The following is a 19,069-nucleotide window of genomic DNA, read 5'->3' on the forward strand; positions in this document are numbered from 1 at the left end:
CAATGGGAAACAGCTATGGCATCATGACCATGCCGGGCGTCGGTTTTTTCGGCATGCTGGTCATCGGGTTTCTGGCGGGATGGATCGCGGAACGGTCTATGAACCGTGACCATGGGCTTCTGACCAATATTCTCGTCGGCATTGCCGGATCGTTCGTCGGCGGCACGCTCGCGGGCATGATGAATGTCATGTATCACGGCTTCATCGGCAATCTGATCGTCGCCACCATCGGCGCAATCATCGTGCTGTTCATATTTGGCCGCGCTCAGGCCTCAAGGTAGACATGGTTACCGTTCTCGACACCGTTCAAAACGCTCCGCGGCCACGGCACCCGGAAAAGGCGCATCGCCCGGATCAGGAAGTGCTGCGCAAGCCCGAATGGATCAGGGTGAAGGCCCCGGTTTCGCGCGGCTATCAGGAAACGCGCGAGATCGTCAAAACCAACAAGCTCGTGACGGTCTGCGAGGAAGCCGGCTGCCCCAACATCGGCGAATGTTGGGAAAAGAAGCACGCCACCTTCATGATCATGGGCGAAATCTGCACGCGCGCCTGCGCCTTCTGCAACGTCGCCACAGGCATTCCGACCGCGCTGGACCCGGACGAGTCGGAAAACGTGGCCAAAGCGGTGAAGCAGATGGGCCTGACCCATGTCGTCATCACCTCTGTGGACCGCGACGACCTCGACGATGGCGGCGCGCGGCATTTTGCGGACGTTATTCATGCCATCCGCCGCGCCACGCCGGACACTACCATCGAAATCCTGACGCCCGACTTCCTGCGCAAGGACGGCGCCCTGGAAATCGTCGTTGCGGCGCGGCCCGATGTGTTCAACCACAATCTGGAAACCGTGCCGTCGAACTATCTCACCGTGCGCCCCGGTGCCCGTTACTTCCATTCGATCCGCCTGTTGCAGCGCGTGAAGGAACTCGACCCCTCGATCTTCACCAAGTCGGGCATCATGGTCGGGCTCGGCGAGGAGCGGAACGAAGTGCTGCAATTGATGGACGATCTGCGTAGCGCCGATGTGGATTTCATGACCATCGGCCAATATCTCCAGCCGACGCGCAAGCATCATCCGGTGAAGAAGTTCGTGACGCCGGAGGAGTTCAAGTCTTATGCGACCATCGGCAAGGCAAAGGGCTTCCTGCTGATGGCGTCGAGCCCGCTGACGCGGTCGTCGCACCATGCCGGCGACGATTTCGCCAAGCTCCGGGCAGCGCGCGAGGAACAGTTGAAGCGGACTTCCGCCGCCGCCTGATGCCGACTTTCGAGACAAAGCGAACGGTCCGCCATTCGCCCGAGCAAATGTTCGCGCTGGTGGCCGATGTCGAACAATATCCGCAGTTCCTGCCGCTTTGCGAGGCGCTCACGGTGCGTTCCCGCAAGGAGCGCGAAGGTAAGACCATGCTGATCGCCGACATGACCGTCGGATACAAGGCCATTCGCGAGACGTTCACCAGCCAGGTGCTTCTGCGGCCGGATGACAGGGTGATCGATGTCAAATATATCGACGGTCCGTTCAAGCATTTGACCAATGTCTGGACGTTCGTGCCCGATGTGCAGGGCTGCGAGGTGCGGTTTTTCATCGACTACGAGTTCAAGAGCCGCATTTTGAGCGCGCTCATGGGCGCAATGTTCGACCGCGCGTTCCGCATGTTCTCCGAAGCCTTCGAGAAACGCGCCGACGAGATTTATGGCGCAGCGGTATAATCAGCTGAGCGCGTCGATCCCCATCCGCAAGGCCGCAAGCACCGTCTGGCGGCGGATATAGTCGCGGCCAAAATTGTCGAAGAGGCGCTTTTCCGCAATTGTCTCCCGCCCAGTCATCGCCAGCCCGAACCAGACCAGCCCGACCGGCTTTTCGGCCGAACCGCCATCGGGTCCGGCAATGCCGGTAACGGCCAGCGCAATTCCGGCGCGGGAGCGGGCGAGCGCGCCGGATGCCATTTCAAGCGCGGTCTCGCGCGAAACCGCCCCATGCGCGTCGAGCGTTTCGGCCCGCACGCCGAGCATGTCCATCTTTGCCTCGTTGGAATAGGTCACGAAGCCCCGGTCGACCATCGAGGACGAGCCGGGAATGTCTGTCATGGCGGCGATGATGAGCCCGCCGGTGCAGCTTTCGGCGGTGGTCGCCAGAATGCGGCGGCGGTGGCACGCCTTGAGAAACAGGTCCGCCAGGACATCGACCTTTTCGGCTTTGGTTTCGCCCACTCCAGCTTCGCTCATGCCGGCACGTCTCCCGGATAGATGACGCTTGCGGTCGCAATCGCCGCGATTCCTTCCTCGCGCCCGATGAAACCCAGTTTCTCGTTCGTGGTTGCCTTGATCGAAATGCGATCCGGCGAAATTCCGAGCATTTCTGCAAGTGCGGCGGTCATGGCCGCGCGATGTGGCCCGATGCGCGGGGCTTCGCTGATGAGCGTAATGTCCGCATTGGCGATGCGCCCGCCACGCCCGCGAACGAGTGCGGCGGCATGCTCAACGAATATGCGCGAGGCCGCACCGCGCCATTGCGGATCGGAGGGCGGAAAATGCGTGCCGATGTCGCCTTCGCCGCAGGTCGCGAGCAGCGCGTCGGTCAGCGCATGCAGCGCGACATCGGCGTCAGAATGGCCGACGAGGCGCTTGCTATGCGGGACGCGCACGCCGCAAAGCGTGACGAACGAACCGGGTTCGAAGGCATGCACGTCGTAGCCGTTGCCGGTGCGCACATCGGGAAAGGCGGGGGTGGTTGCGCGCTGCTGCGCCATTTCGATGTCCCTGGCAAAGGTGAGCTTGACGTTGCTGCTGTCGCCCGCGACGAGCTTGACGGGCATGCCTGCCCATTCGGCGATTGAGGCGTCGTCGGTAAATTCCCTGTCGGTGGCGGCGTGCGCGCGCTCATGGGCGTCAAGGATGGCGGCGAAAGGAAAGCCCTGCGGCGTCTGCGCGGCATGCAGTCCGCTGCGGTCCACGGTGCCGTCAACATGGCCGTCATCGGTCGCACGCTTGAGCGTTTCGACCACCGGCATGGCGGGAAGGCTGCCGCGCTGATCCTCTATCCCTTCAATGACGCGCCCGATGAGCCGGGCATCCGCGAAGGGACGCACGGCATCGTGAATGAGCACCGAGGCGGGCGGAGCGCCGCGCAGGGCACTGAGCGCCAGCAAGACGGATTCCTGCCGGGTTCCGCCGCCGGTCACGACAATGACGCGCGACGCAAGATCGCCGGCGGCGGCAGCGAACAGGTCGCTGTCTTCGGGATGGATGGCGACAACGATGCGTCCGATGTCGGGGTGGTCGAGAAAAGTGCGCAATGTGCGGGCAATGATGGCGTCTGGGCCGAGTTTGCGATATTGCTTCGGACCTTCGCCACGACCGGCGCGCTCGCCGCGTCCTGCCGCGACGATGACGGCCGCGACTTTACCCTTTTTTGCTTGCGACGCGTTTTCCATGGCAAAGCCATAGTTTCGCCCGCCGAACAATGCCAGAGGGACCTGCGCAATTTGCGTGCATCTCGAAACATTTGAGTTGCGCGCAAAATTCAAATGTGTCTAAGAAACGTGCAGCAGGAAATCGTGCCGTGTTTTTGTGCAAATCTGAAGCGGGCAAGCTGGCCACGCCGCTTGAAATAGGCGGCGTCGTGCTGCGCAACCGGGTATTTCTGGCCCCGATGTCGGGCGTGACGGATCTGCCGTTTCGACGCCGCGCCTACGCGCATGGCGCGGGGCTGGTGGTTTCGGAGATGGTCGCAAGCGGCGAGCTTGCGAAGGGCCGTGGCGATACGGCGGTTCGGATCAAACGCGAGGACGGCATGCCGCACATGGTGCAGCTTGCCGGGCGCGAGGCTTCGGCTATGGCCGAGGCGGCGCGCATCGCGGAAGGCGAGGGGGCCGACATTATCGACATCAATATGGGCTGCCCCGCGAAGAAGGTGACGGGCGGCTATTGCGGTTCGGCGCTGATGCGCGACCCCGACCATGCCATCGCGCTGATCGATGCCGTGGTTGGCGCGGTCGCGGTGCCAGTGACGGTCAAGATGCGTCTCGGCTGGGACGACGAGAGCCGCAACGCGCCGCTACTGGCCGCGCGTGCCGAACAATCCGGCGTGGGGATGGTGACCGTTCATGGCCGCACGCGGTGCCAGTTCTATGAGGGCAGGGCGGACTGGGCGGCGATTGCCGAGGTGAAGCAGGCGGTGACGGTGCCGGTGGTGGCGAACGGCGATTGTTCGAGCCATGCCGACGCAGCCGGCATGCTGGCCGCGAGCGGCGCGGATGCGGTCATGGTGGGGCGCGCCTGCTATGGCGCGCCGTGGATGGCCGGACGCATCGCCGCGCAGGCCGCGGGCCGGGATGCTGGTGTGCCCGCGCCCGATGATATATCTGGATATGTCATCGGGCACTATGAGGACATGCTGGCGTTCTACGGGACCGAAAGCGGACTGCGGCAGGCGCGCAAGCATTTGCGGTGGTATCTCGACCGCCACGCGCCCGACGCCGCCGACGCCGTGCGTCGAACGATCCTTCAATCCTTCGATGCAGGCGAAGTCGTGGCGGCCCTCGGTCGCGCGTTCGCCGGGTGTCCGCAAGAGCGGAAGGCAGCATGAACGCCGGAACACCGCACGCGCAGGAAGACGCAGCGCAACTCGTGCTGAATACGATCCGCCGTCCCGTCATCATGATCGGGCAGGACGGCTTCATCAGCTACGCCAATGCCGACGCCGAGGATTTTTTCCGGTCGAGCGCGGCCATGCTTGCGCGCCAGCAACTGGACCGCTTCGTGCCCTATGACAGCCCGCTTCTGGCGCTGGTGGATCAGGTTCGGGAACGCCACTCGCCGGTGAACGAATACCGGGTCGACATTTCTTCGCCGCGTTTCGGCGCGGACAAGCTTGTCGACATCTATGCCGCGCCCGTCATCGAGATGCCCGGTTCCGTCGTCATCATGTTTCAGGAACGGTCGATGGCCGACAAGATCGACCGCCAGATGACCCATCGCGGCGCGGCGCGGTCGGTCTCCGGCCTCGCAGCCATGCTGGCCCATGAGATCAAGAACCCGCTCTCCGGCATTCGCGGTGCGGCGCAGCTTCTCGAACTGTCGGCCTCCGACGAGGATCGTCCCCTGACGCGGCTGATCACGGAGGAAACGGATCGCATCGTCGCGCTGGTGGATCGCATGGAGGTCTTTTCAGACGAACGGCCCATCGATCGCATGCCGGTCAATATTCACGTGGTGCTGGACCGGGTGAAGGCTATCGCGGCCAACGGATTTGCCCGGAAGATCCGCATTGTCGAGACATATGACCCATCGTTGCCGATGGTTTACGCCAATCGCGACCAGCTCATTCAGGTGTTTCTCAACCTCGTCAAGAATGCGGCGGAAGCCATTGGGAACACTCCCGGCGGCGAGATCACGCTGACGACGGCATTCAGGCCGGGCATGCGCGTTTCAATGCCGGGCAGCCAGGAGCGCGTTTCGCTGCCGCTTGAATTCAAGGTGCAGGACAATGGTCCTGGTGTTTCGGAGGATTTGTTGCCCATCCTGTTCGATCCTTTCATCACCACCAAGCCGAACGGGTCGGGTCTGGGCCTGGCGCTTGTCGCCAAGATCGTCGGCGAGCATGGCGGCATCGTCGAATGCGAATCGACGGCGCGTGGCACTTCCTTCCGAATCCTCATGCCCGCCTGGCGCGGCGCGGATGTCGACGACAGCGTCGATGGAGACGACCAATGAACCCGCACGGCCAGATTCTTGTCGCGGATGACGACGCCGCCATCCGCACGGTACTGAGCCAGGCGCTTTCGCGCGCCGGCCACGAGGTGCGCGTCACGTCCAATGCCGGGACTTTGTGGCGCTGGGTTGCGGCGGGCGACGGCGATCTCGTCATAACCGACGTCGTGATGCCGGACGAGAACGCCTTCGACATGCTGCCCCGCATACGCAAGGCGCGGCCCGAACTGCCGGTCATCGTGATGAGCGCGCAAAATACGTTCATGACGGCGATCAAGGCTTCGGAAAGCGGCGCATATGAATATCTGCCGAAGCCGTTCGACCTGACCGAACTGATCAATGTCGTTTCTCGTGCGCTGGCCGAACCGCGTCGGGCAAAGGGCGCAAGCCGCACCGACGATCAGGCAGACGCGATGCCGCTGGTGGGCCGTTCCGCCGCCATGCAGGACATCTACCGCATGTTGGCGCGGATGATGCAGACCGACCTGACGGTCATGATTACCGGGGAATCCGGGACCGGCAAGGAACTGGTGGCGCGGGCGCTGCATGAATATGGACGGCGCAAGAGCGGGCCTTTCGTTGCCATCAACATGGCCGCGATCCCGCGCGACCTCATCGAATCCGAACTGTTCGGGCATGAGCGCGGCGCGTTCACCGGGGCTCAGCACAGGTCGAGCGGGCGGTTCGAGCAGGCGGAGGGCGGAACGCTTTTCCTCGACGAGATCGGCGACATGCCCATGGAGGCGCAGACGCGGCTCCTGCGTGTCCTGCAACAGGGCGAATACACGACAGTCGGCGGACGCACGCCCATCAAGACCGACGTGCGCATCGTGGCGGCGACGAACAAGGATTTGCGCGTCCTGATCAATCAGGGCCTGTTCCGTGAGGATTTGTTCTATCGCCTCAATGTGGTGCCGCTGCGCCTGCCTGCCTTGCGTGAGCGTTCGGAGGACGTGCCAGACCTCGTTCGCCATTTCTTCTCAAGGGCGCAGGCCGAAGGCTTGCAGGCAAAGCGCATTTCGCCGGCGGGCATGGAAGCGCTCAAGCGCTATGGCTGGCCGGGCAATGTGCGGGAACTGGAAAACCTCGTGCGGCGGCTGGCGGCGCTTTATCCGCAGGAGGAAATCTCCCGCGAAAATATTGAAGCCGAATTGAGCGCGGGTGTCGAGCCGACGCCGAACGTACCGAAAACGATTGCCGAAGAACTGACGATCGGGCAGGCGGTCGAGCAGAACTTACAGCGTTATTTCAAGATGTTCGGGGATGAACTTCCACCATCCGGCCTATATGATCGCGTGATCGCGGAGGTTGAATATCCGCTTGTGCTGGCTGCGCTTGCGGCGACGCGCGGCAACCAGATCCGCGCCGCCGAACTTCTTGGCCTTAACCGCAACACGCTGCGCAAGAAGATTCGCGACCTCGGGATCACCCACTATCGCGAGACGAAGCGCTAGGAGATTTTATTGGCATGGGCCAGCTATCCTCAATCTCTGGAAGCTGATCCTCAGGCCCAAGCGGCTTCAATGTCGCGAGAACTTCTAAGAGCGACTCGCGCGGTGTTGGACTTTTTGACTTATTTTCGATGGATCGGACCTTAAGCATTGTGAGGCATCTCGCATGTATGGATGTGGATACGAACACTCTGTCCGCATTTCAATGCCCTATTCAGCGGGCCGGTTGGCGGAGAGCACGGCGGCGGCCTCGGGATTGCTTGCCTGACCCGGACGCTTCGGCTGCGCCAGCGGCGTGGGCGTCGGCTGGGGTATGTTGCCCTTCATGAAGCCGCGCCCGGCTTGCAGCCCGCCTGCCAACTGAGCCTCGAATCGGGCCGCGTCCCTGCGGCGAACATCGGTGACGATCTCGGCGGCTTCCTCAACCTCGACGCCCAATATCTCCAGCGTCTCACGGCCGAATTCGAGCGCGGATTCCAGCGTCTCGCGTATCTGATAATCCACGCCAACCTCGACGAGTTTCAGCGCGACGCCTCGGTCATAGGCGCGCGCCAGCACCCGCACCATCGGGAAATCCTCCTTGAGGCGTTCGGATATCTGGACGGCGACATCGCCCTTGTCCACGCAGATCAGCACGGCGCGGGCGCGTCCGGCCCCCGCCGCATGGAGAATGTCCAGCCGCGCGCCGTCGCCATAATAGACCTTGAATCCGAAATTCGCCGCTGCCTGGATCATGTCGACATCGTTGTCGATGATGGACACGTCCACGCCGCGCAGCAGAAGGGGCTGCGATGCAATCTGGCCGAAGCGCCCGAAGCCGATGATGAGCACGCTGCCATGCAGATTGTCGGCCAGGTCGACGCCGTCCAGCGACGGTTCCTCGACCGGAGTCAGGCGGCGAAGGACGATCATCGCCAGCGGCGTCAGCACCATGGAGATGATGACGATGGCGGTCAGGGTCGCGTTGGCTTCGCCGTCGATGATGCCGACGGCGGCGGCAGCCGCATAGAGCACGAAGGCGAACTCGCCGCCCTGTGCCATGACCACGGCGCGCTCCAGCGCCTCGGCATGGTCGGATTTCAGGAAGCGGGCGACCGCATAAATGCCGATACCTTTCATGACCATGTAGGCGACGACATAGACGGCGATCAGCATCCAGTTCCGTGCCACCACGGACAGGTCGAGCGACATGCCGACCGCCATGAAGAACAAACCGAGGAGAATGCCGCGAAACGGCTCGATGTCGGCTTCAAGCTGGTGCCGGAAGGTCGATTCCGAAAGCAGCACGCCGGCAAGGAACGCACCCATCGCCATCGACAGGCCGCCAAGCTGCATCACCAGCGCCGCGCCCAGAACGACGAGCAGGGCGGCGGCGGTCATCACTTCACGCGCATGAGCGTCCGCCAGCACCCGGAAGAAGGGGTTCAGCAGATAGCGGCCCGCCACGACAAGGCCGACGATGCAGGCAATGCCGATGGCGACTTCCACCAGCCTTCCCGACAGGTCCGGCGCGGCTTCCGTTGCCGGGATAGGCGCGAGAAAGGCGACCAGCGCCAGCAGCGGCACGATGGCAAGGTCTTCCAGCAACAGCACGGAGACGATGCGCTGGCCCTTCGGGCTTGAAATATCGCCTCGCTCCTCGAGAACCTGCATCACGATTGCCGTGGAGGTCAGCACAAAGCCGGCAGCGGCCACGAATGCCTGCGAAACCGGGAAACCGCCCGCAATGCCCGCCAGCGTGAGCAGGAACGCACAGAAACCGACCTGCATGACGCCAAGGCCGAATATTTCGCGGCGCAACCCCCACAGTCGCGAGGGACGCATCTCAAGGCCGATGATGAACAGAAACATCACGACGCCGAGTTCGGCGACGTGGAGGATAGCTTCCGGCTCGGAAAATATCTTCAGGCCGAACGGGCCGATGATCAGCCCCGCCGTCAGGTAGCCGAGGATCGAGCCAAGTCCCAGCCGCTTGAACAGCGGGACCGCGACAACGCCAGCGCCCAGCAGGGACACGATCTGCACAAGGTCTACGCCGCCTGCCGCTGCTTCCGCCGCCATGAACCGGTCCTGTTACGAGCGGCGCCGATGCGCCGAAGCAAGACGATACTTCGCAAGCGAAGCGCGCGACAAGTCCGGCATTGGATGTGGCGGCTATTCCGAAGCGATTGCCCCGACCGCGATATTGTCGACGCGCTTGAGGTTCATGCCGAGGACCGGGATCATCTTTTCCCCGACTCGCACGGTGATGGTCACCACCATGCCGTCGTCGCCGCTGAGGCGGGCGATCATCGCGCCATTGAGCTGGCTGCGATTGAGCGAGAGAACGATCTTGTCGGAATTGACCACATTGCCGCCGATGACGTCGATTCCCTTGCCCTTGGAACCGTCGAGGAAGGTCCCTGCATAGCCGCGCCCCTTCCGCTCCACCGCAGCCGAAATCTTCTGGGAGAAAACGCCGACACGGCAGGAGCCGTCGAGCGACATGCCGGGCGTCGGGCGCGGTGAAGCGCCTGCAAGCGTGCAGACGAATTTGGTGCCCTTGTACTTTCCGGCGATCACCTCGCCGGGGCCTGTCCACTGGCCTTCAATCCGGTCGAAAAACTTCTGGTCACGCGCGGGGCCTGCCGATGCAAAATTCGCCGTGGCGAGGCACAGGGCCACGGCGCCGAGCAGCGCTGCGGGACGGCGAAGAGCTTGATATATCGACATGGGACCCCGAACAGAATGCGTGACTGAACCTGCGCCAACCATGAAGAAGAATGGTTAATGGAGCGTCACCCGTCCGGTTTGGGATGCGGTTTCTCAGGCGTCCGGCGCGTCTTTCCGGTTGGCGGCAAAGGAGGTGAGCGCCGACAGGAAATCGCCCACGCCGGGGCGCTTTCGCGCCGAAAAGGGCAGGGGTCGGGCCGTATCGATGGCTGCAAGCCCGATCCGCGCCGTCATCATGCCGTTCACGACGCCTTCGCCGAGTTTGGCGGAGAGGCGGGCTGCAAGGCCGTGGCCGACGATCTGCTGGACGAAGCTGTCACCGACGGCGATCGAGCCAGTCACCGCCAGATGAGAAAGCACGCCGCGCGCCAGCCGGAAAAAGCCGAGCGTGCCGGGTCGCCCGCCGTAAAGCTCCGCAATGCGGCGAATCAACCGGCCCGATTCGAAGATCACATAGCCGACATCGACCACCGCGCGCGGGCTGACCGCCGTGACCATGGAGACGCGCTTCGCCGCATTCAGCACCATGGTCGTCGCGCGCTCGTCGAGGCCGGTCAGGATTTCCGTTTCGGCGAGCCGGATCAGATTCGCGCCGTCAACGATGTCGTCGCGCAGGGCATCCAGCATCTTGCGGCCCGCCGCAGTTTCCGGTCGATCCGCCATCAGCGCGCTCAGCCGGTCGACCACCACGCGCGCGGCCTTCGGGTCGTCGCTCGCCAGCGCGGCTTCAGCGGCGCTGCGCAGCTTTTCGACCGATGACAGGCGCGAGAGCGCGAGCATTTCGCGCGCGAAAACGGTCAGCGCGGCGATTACCGCCAGCGCGGCTGCTGCTGCGGCGACCCATCCGAGCCATTCGTTGCGCTGGAACAGGTCGCGGATGAGCTGGTCCGCCCAAAGCCCGAGCGCGAGACTGACCAGCACGCCAAGCGAACCGAAGAACAGCCCGCCAAGCCATGAACGTCGCCGCGAAGGCACGGGCAGGGGAGGGTCGGCATCGACCAGTGCCGTGTCGTCGAAGACGTCGACTTCGGCAGGCACGACGACCGCCGTTTCGCGCGGCATGGCGCGCGGCCTGCGGGCAGGGCGGGTCGCCTGCGGCTCCGGCTCGGGCGCGTCGATGCGGAAGGCGGCGGGTTTTCTCTGGGTGGTCATGCGAGCCTGTCCCCGATCAGATACTGGATCGCCCGATCCAGCCGAATATGCGGCAGCGACAGCTTGACGCCGTCCTCGGCGATTTCGATTTTCGGCGGGCGGAACCGGACAAAGCGGATGAGCGGCTCGGCGGGTTCTGTATCCGAAGGCCGGAACAGGCTGTCTATGTCTTCCGGCAGGTCGCCGGGGAAAACCGCCGTCTCTGTTCTCCCGTCGAAGGTCTCGTCGCCGATGGTCTCGCCCTTGATCGGCGTGCCGATGATGACTGGAAGCGTGTCGCGCCCCTGCTTCACCGTGCCCTCGCGGGTGGCCCGCACGGCGGCCATGGCAAGCACCTCGATGGATGCGCCCGAAATATCGGCCCGACTGATCGCCTCGTCCGCAATCCTGCGCACGACCTGTTGCAGACGGTTGTGGCTTTCATGATGCAAATGGTCGGCTTTCGTCGCCGCGACGAGAATGCGGTCGATGCGGCGCGAGAAGAAATCGGTGAAGATGCTGCCTCGTCCGGGCCGAAAGCAGGCGAGGATTTCGGCCAGCGCGCGCTCCAGGTCCACCAATGCGCCGGGACCCGCGTTCATGGATTGAAGCGCGTCGATCAACACGATCTGCCGGTCGAGGCGGGCAATGTGCTGGCGGAAGAACGGCTTCACCACATGCGTCTTGTAGGCCTCGTAGCGCCGCTCCATCATGGCGTGCAGCGAGCCGCCCCTGGCGCGGGCGTCGGACGCCACCGGCAGCGGCGCAAAGGTCAGCGCGGGGGAACCTTCCAGGTCGCCGGGCATCAGGAAGCGTCCCGGCGGGAGCGTTGAGAGCGCGCGATCGTCGGCCTTGCAGGCCTTGAGATAGGCCGCGAAAGCTTCGGCAAGCTGGCGCGCCTGCATTTCGTCCGCCGCGCCGTTGGGATCGATGCCGACGGCCAGCGTTCGCCAATCTTCCGATAGGTCGGCGCGATCGTCCGAGCGCGCAAGCTCGAAGGATTCGGCGGAAAACTGCTGGTAGGTCTTGCCGAGCAGCGGCAGGTCAAGCAGCCATTCGCCGGGATAGTCGATGATGTCCACCGACAGTTTCCCCGCCGAGAAGAGCCTGTTCCAGCCCGACGCCGACTCATATTCGATAGTCAGGCGCATTTCCGAAATGGCGCGCGTCGATTCCGGCCAGATGCGTTCCTTGACCAGGGCATCGACGTGATCCTCATATTGAAAGCGCGGCACGGCATCATCGGGCTGTTGCTCAAGTCGCGCGGCGGAAATTCGCCCTGACTTCTGCGCCTCGAACAGCGGCAGGCGTCCGCCATGGATGATGTTGTGGACCAGCGACGAGATGAACACCGTCTTGCCCGCCCGTGAAAGGCCGGTGACGCCAAGGCGCAGCGACGGCGAAAACATGGCTGCGGCGCGCTCGCCGATGGTGTCGAGCGCGATGAGTGCTTCGTCGGTCAGGCTGGTGAGAGACGCCAAACGATAGTCCTTGGTGGCCCGCCGGGGGATCGCGGCGCATTCTTCACGACCATATAGGATGTGGCGATGTGCTCAACCAGTTCAGTCGCCGGGCATGATGTAGGCATCGAGGCGGCCTTTGCCCGGCGCTGCCTTGTCGAGCCCGTTCTCGAACGAGATCACGGCAAGCCCGGCGGTCGAGAACCCGGCATTCAGCGACGCCTTCGCCGCTTCGTCGCCATCGCCCGAGACGGCAAGCGCCAGATCCTCCATCATCGGGTTGTGCCCGATGATGAGAAGCGCAGACGCATTTCCGTGCTCCCGGATCAGGTCGAGATACCCCGCGGCGTCCGTCATGTAGAGCACGTCGGAGAAGATCACTTTTCCGGTATCGCTTCTCGCGGCAATTCCCGCCAATGTCTGGCGCGCGCGCAATGCGCCCGAACACAGCGTCAGGTCCGGAACGTAACCGTTCACGGCCATGACCTCGCCCATTTCTTCCGAATCGCGATGGCCGGTCTCGTCCAGCGGCCGGTCGAAATCACGCACGCCGGGCAAAGCCCATCCGGCTTTCGCGTGCCTAAGAAGATAAAGGGTCGCCACCGGCCCCCGCATCGCATTGAATCGAAGCTGATTTAGCGTCGGCGAGGCGCATGCGCAACCTTCGACTTTGGGAGAGGGAAGGGTTCAACTCGTCCGCAAAGCTGAGCCATGGGTGATGACGTTTGCGCTTGTGCAGTCTCTTTCACCTGCCTATATAGGCGCCCACAATGCGGGTGAGTGGGATTGAGTCTGATGAACGATCTCGTTGATGCGAACTATGTTCCGTCTGAAGACGAGCCCTTTATGAACGACCGGCAGAAGTCGTACTTCAGGGCAAAACTGATAGCCTGGAAAAACGAAATACTGCGCGAAGCGCGCGAAACGCTGGAAATCCTCCAACAGGAAAATGCAAACCATCCTGACCTGGCCGACCGGGCTTCCTCCGAAACGGACAGGGCAATCGAGCTCAGGGCACGCGACCGCCAGCGAAAATTGATCTCAAAGATCGATTCCGCGCTTCAGCGCATCGATGACGGCACCTACGGCTATTGCGAGGAAACGGGCGAGCCGATCTCGCTCAAGCGGTTGGACGCGCGGCCCATCGCGACGCTTTCCATCGAGGCGCAGGAGCGCCACGAGAAGCGCGAGAAGGTTTATCGCGACGACTGACGTTGGGTCGCGGGTCGTTGCGTTGTCGAAAGAGGGGATGCGGCATAGGTCCGCATCGCCCATCTTTGGCGTTTCGCGACCTTTCAATTTCACAATTCTTCGCAAGAATGATTGCTCCGCAGGAGGATTCGCGATGCGTTTCAGAGATCTGGTTGCGATGGGTGTCGCACTTGCCATCGCCGCGCTTGCGCCCGTCGCGCATGCACAGGGGACCGGAGGCACGCCCGGAAGCGAAGTCAACCCGCCCACAGGCCAGAAACGGATGCCGACGGGTCGCGCGCAGATCGAGCTTTCCTTCGCGCCCCTGGTCAAGGAAACCGCGCCTGCGGTGGTGAATGTGTATGCGTCGAAGCAGGTCGAGGCCAGCCAGTCACCCTTCATGGGCGATCCGTTCTTCGAGCGCTTCTTCGGGTTGCAGCAGGTGCCGCCGCGCGCGCGCTCCTCGCTCGGTTCCGGCGTGCTGGTCGACCCGAAAGGGATCGTCGTCACCAATTACCATGTGATCCGGGACGCCGACGAGATCAAGGTCGCGACCTCGGACGGACGGGAGTTCGAAAGCAAGGTCCTGCTCAAGGACGAGGAAGTCGACCTGGCCGTGCTGAAGATCGAGGCGTCCACCCCGTTTCCTGCCCTGAAACTCGGCGATTCGGATGCACTTGAGGTGGGCGATCTGGTGCTTGCCATCGGCAATCCGTTCGGCGTCGGCCAGACGACGACCAGCGGCATCGTTTCGGCGCTGGCGCGGTCGCATATCGGCGTTTCGGATTTCGGATTCTTTATCCAGACCGACGCGGCGATCAATCCCGGCAATTCCGGCGGCGCACTCATCAACATGTCAGGCCAACTGATCGGCATCAATACGGCGATTTTCAGCCGCAGCGGCGGCTCCATCGGGATCGGCTTCGCCATTCCGTCCAACATGGTGCGCGCGGTGATGCAAGCCGCATTCAGCGGCGCCGACAAATTCGAGCGGCCTTATATCGGCGCGAGTTTCGAACCCGTCACGGCGCAGATCGCGGAAGCGCTGGGCATGGACCGTCCGTCGGGCGCGCTCGTCGCCAAGGTGGAGCAGGGCGGACCGGCGGAGGGGGCAGGGCTGAAGCCAGGCGATGTAATTCTGGCCGTCAACGACGCACCCATCGAGCATGTGGACGCGCTCGGCTATCGGTTGGCGACGCAGATGATTGGCGCGAACGTCAAGTTGACCATCCTGCGGCAGGGTCAGCGGCAGGACGTGTCCGTCGTTCTGGTGAAAACGCCCGAGGGCGCAGGCGATGACAGTGTGACCATTACCGGCGGCAGTCCGTTTGCGGGTGCGACCGTTGCGTCACTCACGCCGCAGTTGGCTGCAAAAATGCGGATTCCACGGGATGTCGAAGGTGTTGCTGTCGTAGATCTCGACCGCAATTCCGCCGCTGCGCGAATCGGCATTCGCCCCGGCGACATCGTTCGCGAGGTCAATGGAACCGAGATCGGTGAACCGACCGACCTGGCGCAGGCCGCTTCGGAATCGACGCGCTGGTGGCGCTTCACAATCGAGCGAGGCGGCCGCACCCTGCGCCAGACCATGCGCTTCTGACCGATGTCCGACCTTTTCAATCCGCAAGGCGCGCAACCGGAGCCGCCCGGGCGTCCGCTGGCGGATCGGCTGCGCCCGCAGACGCTTGCGGATGTCGTCGGGCAGGAGCACCTGACCGGAGAAGAGGGCGTGTTGAGCCGCATGATCGTCTCCGGTTCGATCGGATCGATGATCTTCTGGGGACCGCCCGGCACCGGCAAGACAACCGTGGCGCGGCTGCTGGCTGGCGAAACCGGTCTTGCCTTCGAGCAGATTTCCGCGATCTTCTCGGGCGTCGCTGACCTGAAGAAGGTTTTCGAGGCGGCGCGGCTGCGCCGCGCCAATGGTCGCCAGACATTGCTGTTCGTGGATGAGATCCATCGCTTCAATCGCGCCCAGCAGGACTCGTTCCTGCCGGTGATGGAAGACGGAACGGTCATCCTTGTCGGCGCAACGACCGAGAACCCGTCATTCGAACTCAACGCCGCGTTGCTGTCGCGCGCCCGCGTGCTGACATTCCACACGCTGGACGAAGCCAGCATTGGAAAGCTGCTGGAACGGGCAGAGCAGGCCGAAAGCAGGGAACTGCCGCTCGACGCGGAGGCAAGGGCGGTTCTGGTACGCATGGCCGACGGAGACGGGCGCGCCGCCCTGACGCTGGCCGAAGAAATATGGCGCGCGGCGAAACCAAAAGAAGTATTCGATGCCAACAAGTTACAGGATGTTGTTCAACGACGTGCGCCAGTCTATGACAAGGGGCAGGACGGCCACTACAACCTGATCTCCGCGCTGCACAAATCCGTGCGCGGGTCTGACCCTGATGCAGCGCTCTATTATCTGGCGCGCATGTTCGACGCTGGCGAAGACCCGCTTTTTCTCGGGCGCAGACTGGTCAGGATGGCCGTGGAGGATATCGGATTGGCCGATCCGCAAGCGCTGGTCATCGCAAACGCCGCCAAGGACGCCTACGATTATCTGGGTTCGCCGGAGGGCGAACTCGCGCTGGCCGAAGCCTGCGTTTATCTGGCGACCGCGCCCAAGTCCAACGCGGTCTACACCGCCTTCAAAGCCGCGACGCAGGCCGCAAAGGAGTTTGGATCGCTGCTGCCTCCGAAGCACATTCTCAACGCGCCGACGAAGCTGATGAAGCAGGAGGACTACGGCAAGGGCTATCTCTACGACCACGACCAGCCGGATGCGTTCTCAGGCCAGGATTATTTCCCCGAGCGCCTCGGGCGACAGACGTTCTACGAACCAGTCGATCGCGGTTTCGAACGCGAAATCCGCAAGCGCCTCGACTATTGGGCACGGCTGAGAGTCGAGCGAGGGTCTTAGGCTGGGATTTCGGCAGGTGTTCGCGTTTCCCTTCGCTTTGCCTAAAATGATTATCTAAAGTTGTGTGATAGCCATAAACATACGTAAGGTTTCTCTGGTTTTCTGGGTTCCCGTATCAAGGGGGTCAGGAGCAAACCCATGAAACTCACAGCAGTTCTTCTTCTTTCTTTTGCGTTCGGGTGCACGAGCGCTTTCGCGCATGGCGGTGGCTGCCGCAAATCGTCACCGCCCGGCCAGTGCTGCCACATGGACAACAGCACAGGCAGCGTGCATTGCCACTGATTGCAACGCACCGGGGATTGGGCAGCGGGATCGGAGGGAGGGAGGAAACACAGTCCCCGCTGCATAAACGTCAGTCGCATAAGATAGATTATGGAACTGACGATTGTACCGTTCTGGCTGGGGAAATATCGCCGGCATCCTGTACAAAGATATCGGCGGGCTTCTGGCCGGACCTGTATCGCTCATGGGCGAGCAGCAGGCCTTGCTCGAAATTGCGCGTGTAACGCACTGTATCGAAAAGCGGACATGATGATCGGTTGGCCGCGAGCCGCGCCTTCGCCGCGTTCAGGACGCGTGGCTGGAGCGCCAGCGCCAGCGCCTTCTGTTCGTATTCCTCCTCGGTTTCCGCAATCAACTGCGGCAGACCCACGGCAGTCAGCAGGCTTGCGCCGACCCGTGCAGCAAACTGCCGTCCGGATTTGGTCAAAATCGGAAGCCCGGCCCACAAGGCATCGCTGGCGGTGGTGTGGGCATTACAATTGAAGGTGTCCAGGAACAGGTCGGCGTGTCGATGCCGCTCCAGATGCTCGGAAATCGCAATCTTGTTCGCAAAAACCAGACGTGCCGGATCGATGCCGCGCGCCATCGCTTCCTTGCGCAGGTTCTGTTCGGCATGCGGATTGGTGCGGATCAGCCAAAGAACGCTGCCCGGAACTCTGCGGAGAAGCCGCATCCATATATCGAATTCACGCACACTGATCTTGTAGGACTTGTTGAAGCAGCAGAACACGAATGCGCCGTTCGGCAGGCCATGTTCCGCTCGTGTGGTGCTTCTTCCAGAAACGCCGCGCCAGTTGTCGTTGGGCTGGTAGCTGTGTGGAAGATAGATCACCCGTTCCGAATAGAATTGCCTCAGTTCCGGTGTGATGAGCGTCGGGTCGGCGATGATATATTCGATCTCGTCGGCGCCAAGCGAACCGGGATAGCCGAGATAGTTGATCTGGACAGGCGCAAGCCGATAGCGGAACAATCGCGACCGTTCGTCGGAGGTATATCCCTTGAGGTCGATGGCGATGTCGAGATCGTCGGCGCGGGCGAACTGGACAATCTCCTGGTCTGACGAGGCCTGCACGTCGCGGAACGCGGTGACCTGTCGGCGCATCAGTTGAAGATACTGTCCGTCCCGGTTCGTTCCATAGCTGTAGGCAAAGATGTCGAAGCGCGATCTGTCGTGTTCGCGAAACAGGCCGGACATCAGGAACATCGTCGCATGTTCATGGAAATCCGAGGAAAAGTACCCTACCCGGACCCGTGCCCAATCCGGGCGCGTTCGGGCGGGAAGAGGCAAGGGCTTGATACGAGCAGTGCCCTTCTTCCAGAGCAGCGCCGATCGTTGCAACTGATGTTCCGGTTCATCTTCCAGTGTCAGCGCCGACCAGGGCAACACATCGAGGCCAACGGATATATTTGCGTTGGCTCTGAAATCGCACATATGGGCATGCACGTGGAACTTCATCGCTGCCGCATCCATCAGCTTTGGATCAGCAGCGGCTGCGCGCTCGAATGCCTGTAGCGATCCTGTGAAATCCCCCCGGCGAAACAGGATTGTACCAATTTGATGATGCGCCTCGGCCAATTCGGGCCTTAAGCGAACTGCCTCGGAAAACGCGGCGAACGCAGCGTCTTCATCGCCCTTAATATAATACAGTCCTCCCAGGTGCTGATGCGCCTGCGCGAAATCGGGTTGCATTGCGATTGCCCGATTGTAGGCAGCGATTGCATCATCCAGCTTTCCTTGCTCGTAAAGGACAGCGCCGCGATAGAGATGCGAAAGCGCAAGTTTCCTGTCGATCGAGATCGCTCGGTCAAGCGCCGAGAGAGCTTCATTAAGCTCGCCTCGCGTTTGCAGGAACACACCAAGGTTGTGATGAGCCGTAGCATCGCGCGGCCGAAGCGCTATTGCGCGGCGAATGTATCGCTCCGCCTCCGCGTGCTTATTGAAAATGGTGAAGACCGAACCAAGGAGCGAGCAGAGCACAAAGGAATTTGGAAACTTCTGCGCCAACACTGCCGCATCGGCTTCCACCTGCGCATACTCGCCTTTGCCGTAAAGCTCCAGGACCGGCCCCAGAAGCTGCGGCGCAGGATCGATGGCTTGAACTGTTGGTTTGCTGCGGTCTTTCAACATTCCACGTCGACAACCGTATTCGCTGATCGAAACCGCACGAATACGAGCAATCGCTTATATCAGCAATAGCTAACTCGACAAAGTCGGT

General features: G+C 62.4%; 18 protein-coding genes. 10 read left to right on the plus strand and 8 right to left on the minus strand.

Annotated elements, in window-relative coordinates; genetic code table 11:
- Positions 1-2: 2 nt before the first annotated feature.
- The 3 genes from M9924_15970 to M9924_15980 are packed head-to-tail and all read left to right on the plus strand — an operon-like array spanning position 3 to position 1,710.
- The gene (locus M9924_15970; protein MCO5065895.1) at positions 3-281 is read left to right on the plus strand and encodes a GlsB/YeaQ/YmgE family stress response membrane protein; all 279 of its coding nucleotides are present in this window, start codon (positions 3-5) and stop codon (positions 279-281) included.
- Between the two features lie 2 nt (positions 282-283).
- The gene (gene lipA / locus M9924_15975; GenBank protein MCO5065896.1) at positions 284-1,258 is read left to right on the plus strand and encodes a lipoyl synthase; all 975 of its coding nucleotides are present in this window, start codon (positions 284-286) and stop codon (positions 1,256-1,258) included.
- Positions 1,258-1,710 carry a type II toxin-antitoxin system RatA family toxin gene (locus M9924_15980; protein ID MCO5065897.1) on the plus strand — a complete coding sequence of 151 codons (453 nt, stop codon included), beginning with the start codon at positions 1,258-1,260 and terminating at the stop codon, positions 1,708-1,710. The genes lipA and M9924_15980 overlap by 1 nt, the downstream gene beginning before the upstream one ends.
- Here M9924_15980 and M9924_15985 read toward each other — a convergent pair whose 3' ends face one another.
- Together M9924_15985 and M9924_15990 are read right to left on the minus strand one after the other, a co-directional pair.
- Complete coding sequence (locus M9924_15985; GenBank protein ID MCO5065898.1) at positions 1,711-2,226, minus strand: CinA family protein; 516 nt, start codon at positions 2,224-2,226, stop codon at positions 1,711-1,713.
- Positions 2,223-3,434, minus strand: a complete 1,212-nt coding sequence (locus M9924_15990; GenBank protein MCO5065899.1) for a bifunctional 2-C-methyl-D-erythritol 4-phosphate cytidylyltransferase/2-C-methyl-D-erythritol 2,4-cyclodiphosphate synthase — start codon at positions 3,432-3,434, stop codon at positions 2,223-2,225. The genes M9924_15985 and M9924_15990 overlap by 4 nt, the downstream gene beginning before the upstream one ends.
- 128 nt (positions 3,435-3,562) lie before the next feature.
- Here M9924_15990 and dusB point away from each other — a divergent pair, with 128 nt between their 5' ends.
- Genes dusB through ntrC form a run of 3 tightly spaced genes read left to right on the plus strand, consistent with a single transcriptional unit; the run spans position 3,563 to position 7,166 of the window.
- Positions 3,563-4,588, plus strand: coding sequence for a tRNA dihydrouridine synthase DusB (dusB, locus tag M9924_15995; GenBank protein MCO5065900.1), 1,026 nt, complete (start codon positions 3,563-3,565; stop codon positions 4,586-4,588).
- Complete coding sequence (locus tag M9924_16000; GenBank protein ID MCO5065901.1) at positions 4,585-5,715, plus strand: nitrogen regulation protein NR(II); 1,131 nt, start codon at positions 4,585-4,587, stop codon at positions 5,713-5,715. The genes dusB and M9924_16000 overlap by 4 nt, the downstream gene beginning before the upstream one ends.
- Positions 5,712-7,166 (plus strand): nitrogen regulation protein NR(I), encoded by a 1,455-nt coding sequence (ntrC, locus tag M9924_16005; GenBank protein MCO5065902.1) that lies wholly within the window; start codon positions 5,712-5,714, stop codon positions 7,164-7,166. The genes M9924_16000 and ntrC overlap by 4 nt, the downstream gene beginning before the upstream one ends.
- Before the next feature lie 207 nt (positions 7,167-7,373).
- Here the strand turns inward: ntrC and M9924_16010 are convergent, their stop codons facing one another.
- The 5 genes from M9924_16010 to M9924_16030 all read right to left on the minus strand — a co-directional run bounded on the left by M9924_16010 (position 7,374) and on the right by M9924_16030 (position 13,069).
- Positions 7,374-9,224, minus strand: a complete 1,851-nt coding sequence (locus M9924_16010; GenBank protein MCO5065903.1) for a monovalent cation:proton antiporter-2 (CPA2) family protein — start codon at positions 9,222-9,224, stop codon at positions 7,374-7,376.
- A 93-nt stretch (positions 9,225-9,317) separates the two neighbouring features.
- Positions 9,318-9,875, minus strand: coding sequence for a hypothetical protein (locus tag M9924_16015; GenBank protein MCO5065904.1), 558 nt, complete (start codon positions 9,873-9,875; stop codon positions 9,318-9,320).
- A gap of 93 nt (positions 9,876-9,968) precedes the next feature.
- Positions 9,969-11,027 carry a TIGR01620 family protein gene (locus tag M9924_16020; GenBank protein ID MCO5065905.1) on the minus strand — a complete coding sequence of 353 codons (1,059 nt, stop codon included), beginning with the start codon at positions 11,025-11,027 and terminating at the stop codon, positions 9,969-9,971.
- Positions 11,024-12,487 carry a YcjX family protein gene (locus M9924_16025; GenBank protein MCO5065906.1) on the minus strand — a complete coding sequence of 488 codons (1,464 nt, stop codon included), beginning with the start codon at positions 12,485-12,487 and terminating at the stop codon, positions 11,024-11,026. Before M9924_16025 ends, M9924_16020 begins: the two co-directional genes overlap by 4 nt.
- Positions 12,488-12,568: 81 nt before the next feature.
- Positions 12,569-13,069: a histidine phosphatase family protein gene (locus tag M9924_16030; GenBank protein ID MCO5065907.1), complete on the minus strand. Its 501-nt coding sequence runs from the start codon at positions 13,067-13,069 to the stop codon at positions 12,569-12,571.
- Between the two features lie 192 nt (positions 13,070-13,261).
- Here M9924_16030 and dksA point away from each other — a divergent pair, with 192 nt between their 5' ends.
- The 3 genes from dksA (at position 13,262) to M9924_16045 (ending at position 16,571) form a co-directional block, all read left to right on the plus strand.
- A complete protein-coding gene (gene dksA, locus M9924_16035) occupies positions 13,262-13,678 on the plus strand; it encodes an RNA polymerase-binding protein DksA (GenBank protein MCO5065908.1) in 417 nt (138 codons plus the stop codon).
- A 133-nt stretch (positions 13,679-13,811) separates the two neighbouring features.
- The gene (locus M9924_16040) at positions 13,812-15,257 is read left to right on the plus strand and encodes a DegQ family serine endoprotease (protein ID MCO5065909.1); all 1,446 of its coding nucleotides are present in this window, start codon (positions 13,812-13,814) and stop codon (positions 15,255-15,257) included.
- A gap of 3 nt (positions 15,258-15,260) precedes the next feature.
- A complete protein-coding gene (locus M9924_16045; GenBank protein ID MCO5065910.1) occupies positions 15,261-16,571 on the plus strand; it encodes a replication-associated recombination protein A in 1,311 nt (436 codons plus the stop codon).
- 370 nt (positions 16,572-16,941) lie between these two features.
- On the opposite strand, the gene M9924_16050 is transcribed toward M9924_16045, so the two are convergent.
- On the minus strand, positions 16,942-18,309 hold the full coding sequence (locus M9924_16050) for a UDP-N-acetylglucosamine-peptide N-acetylglucosaminyltransferase (protein ID MCO5065911.1): 1,368 nt from the start codon (positions 18,307-18,309) through the stop codon (positions 16,942-16,944).
- Positions 18,310-18,516: 207 nt separating this feature from the next.
- On the opposite strand from M9924_16050, the gene M9924_16055 reads away from it, so the two are divergent.
- Positions 18,517-19,050: a hypothetical protein gene (locus M9924_16055; protein MCO5065912.1), complete on the plus strand. Its 534-nt coding sequence runs from the start codon at positions 18,517-18,519 to the stop codon at positions 19,048-19,050.
- Positions 19,051-19,069: the final 19 nt, after the last annotated feature.

It is taken from the genome of Rhizobiaceae bacterium, from assembly GCA_023953835.1.
Classification (GTDB): domain Bacteria; phylum Pseudomonadota; class Alphaproteobacteria; order Rhizobiales; family Rhizobiaceae; genus Mesorhizobium_G.

Coding starts and splice junctions, on each gene's coding strand:
- M9924_15970 (MCO5065895.1), top strand. CDS start 3: ATGGGAAACAGCTATGGCATCATGACCATGCCGGGCGTCGGTTTTTTC.
- lipA (MCO5065896.1), top strand. CDS start 284: ATGGTTACCGTTCTCGACACCGTTCAAAACGCTCCGCGGCCACGGCAC.
- M9924_15980 (MCO5065897.1), top strand. CDS start 1,258: ATGCCGACTTTCGAGACAAAGCGAACGGTCCGCCATTCGCCCGAGCAA.
- M9924_15985 (MCO5065898.1), bottom strand. CDS start 2,226: ATGAGCGAAGCTGGAGTGGGCGAAACCAAAGCCGAAAAGGTCGATGTC.
- M9924_15990 (MCO5065899.1), bottom strand. CDS start 3,434: ATGGAAAACGCGTCGCAAGCAAAAAAGGGTAAAGTCGCGGCCGTCATC.
- M9924_16000 (MCO5065901.1), top strand. CDS start 4,585: ATGAACGCCGGAACACCGCACGCGCAGGAAGACGCAGCGCAACTCGTG.
- ntrC (MCO5065902.1), top strand. CDS start 5,712: ATGAACCCGCACGGCCAGATTCTTGTCGCGGATGACGACGCCGCCATC.
- M9924_16010 (MCO5065903.1), bottom strand. CDS start 9,224: ATGGCGGCGGAAGCAGCGGCAGGCGGCGTAGACCTTGTGCAGATCGTG.
- M9924_16015 (MCO5065904.1), bottom strand. CDS start 9,875: ATGTCGATATATCAAGCTCTTCGCCGTCCCGCAGCGCTGCTCGGCGCC.
- M9924_16020 (MCO5065905.1), bottom strand. CDS start 11,027: ATGACCACCCAGAGAAAACCCGCCGCCTTCCGCATCGACGCGCCCGAG.
- dksA (MCO5065908.1), top strand. CDS start 13,262: ATGAACGATCTCGTTGATGCGAACTATGTTCCGTCTGAAGACGAGCCC.
- M9924_16040 (MCO5065909.1), top strand. CDS start 13,812: ATGCGTTTCAGAGATCTGGTTGCGATGGGTGTCGCACTTGCCATCGCC.
- M9924_16045 (MCO5065910.1), top strand. CDS start 15,261: ATGTCCGACCTTTTCAATCCGCAAGGCGCGCAACCGGAGCCGCCCGGG.
- M9924_16050 (MCO5065911.1), bottom strand. CDS start 18,309: ATGAAGTTCCACGTGCATGCCCATATGTGCGATTTCAGAGCCAACGCA.
- M9924_16055 (MCO5065912.1), top strand. CDS start 18,517: ATGCGCCTGCGCGAAATCGGGTTGCATTGCGATTGCCCGATTGTAGGC.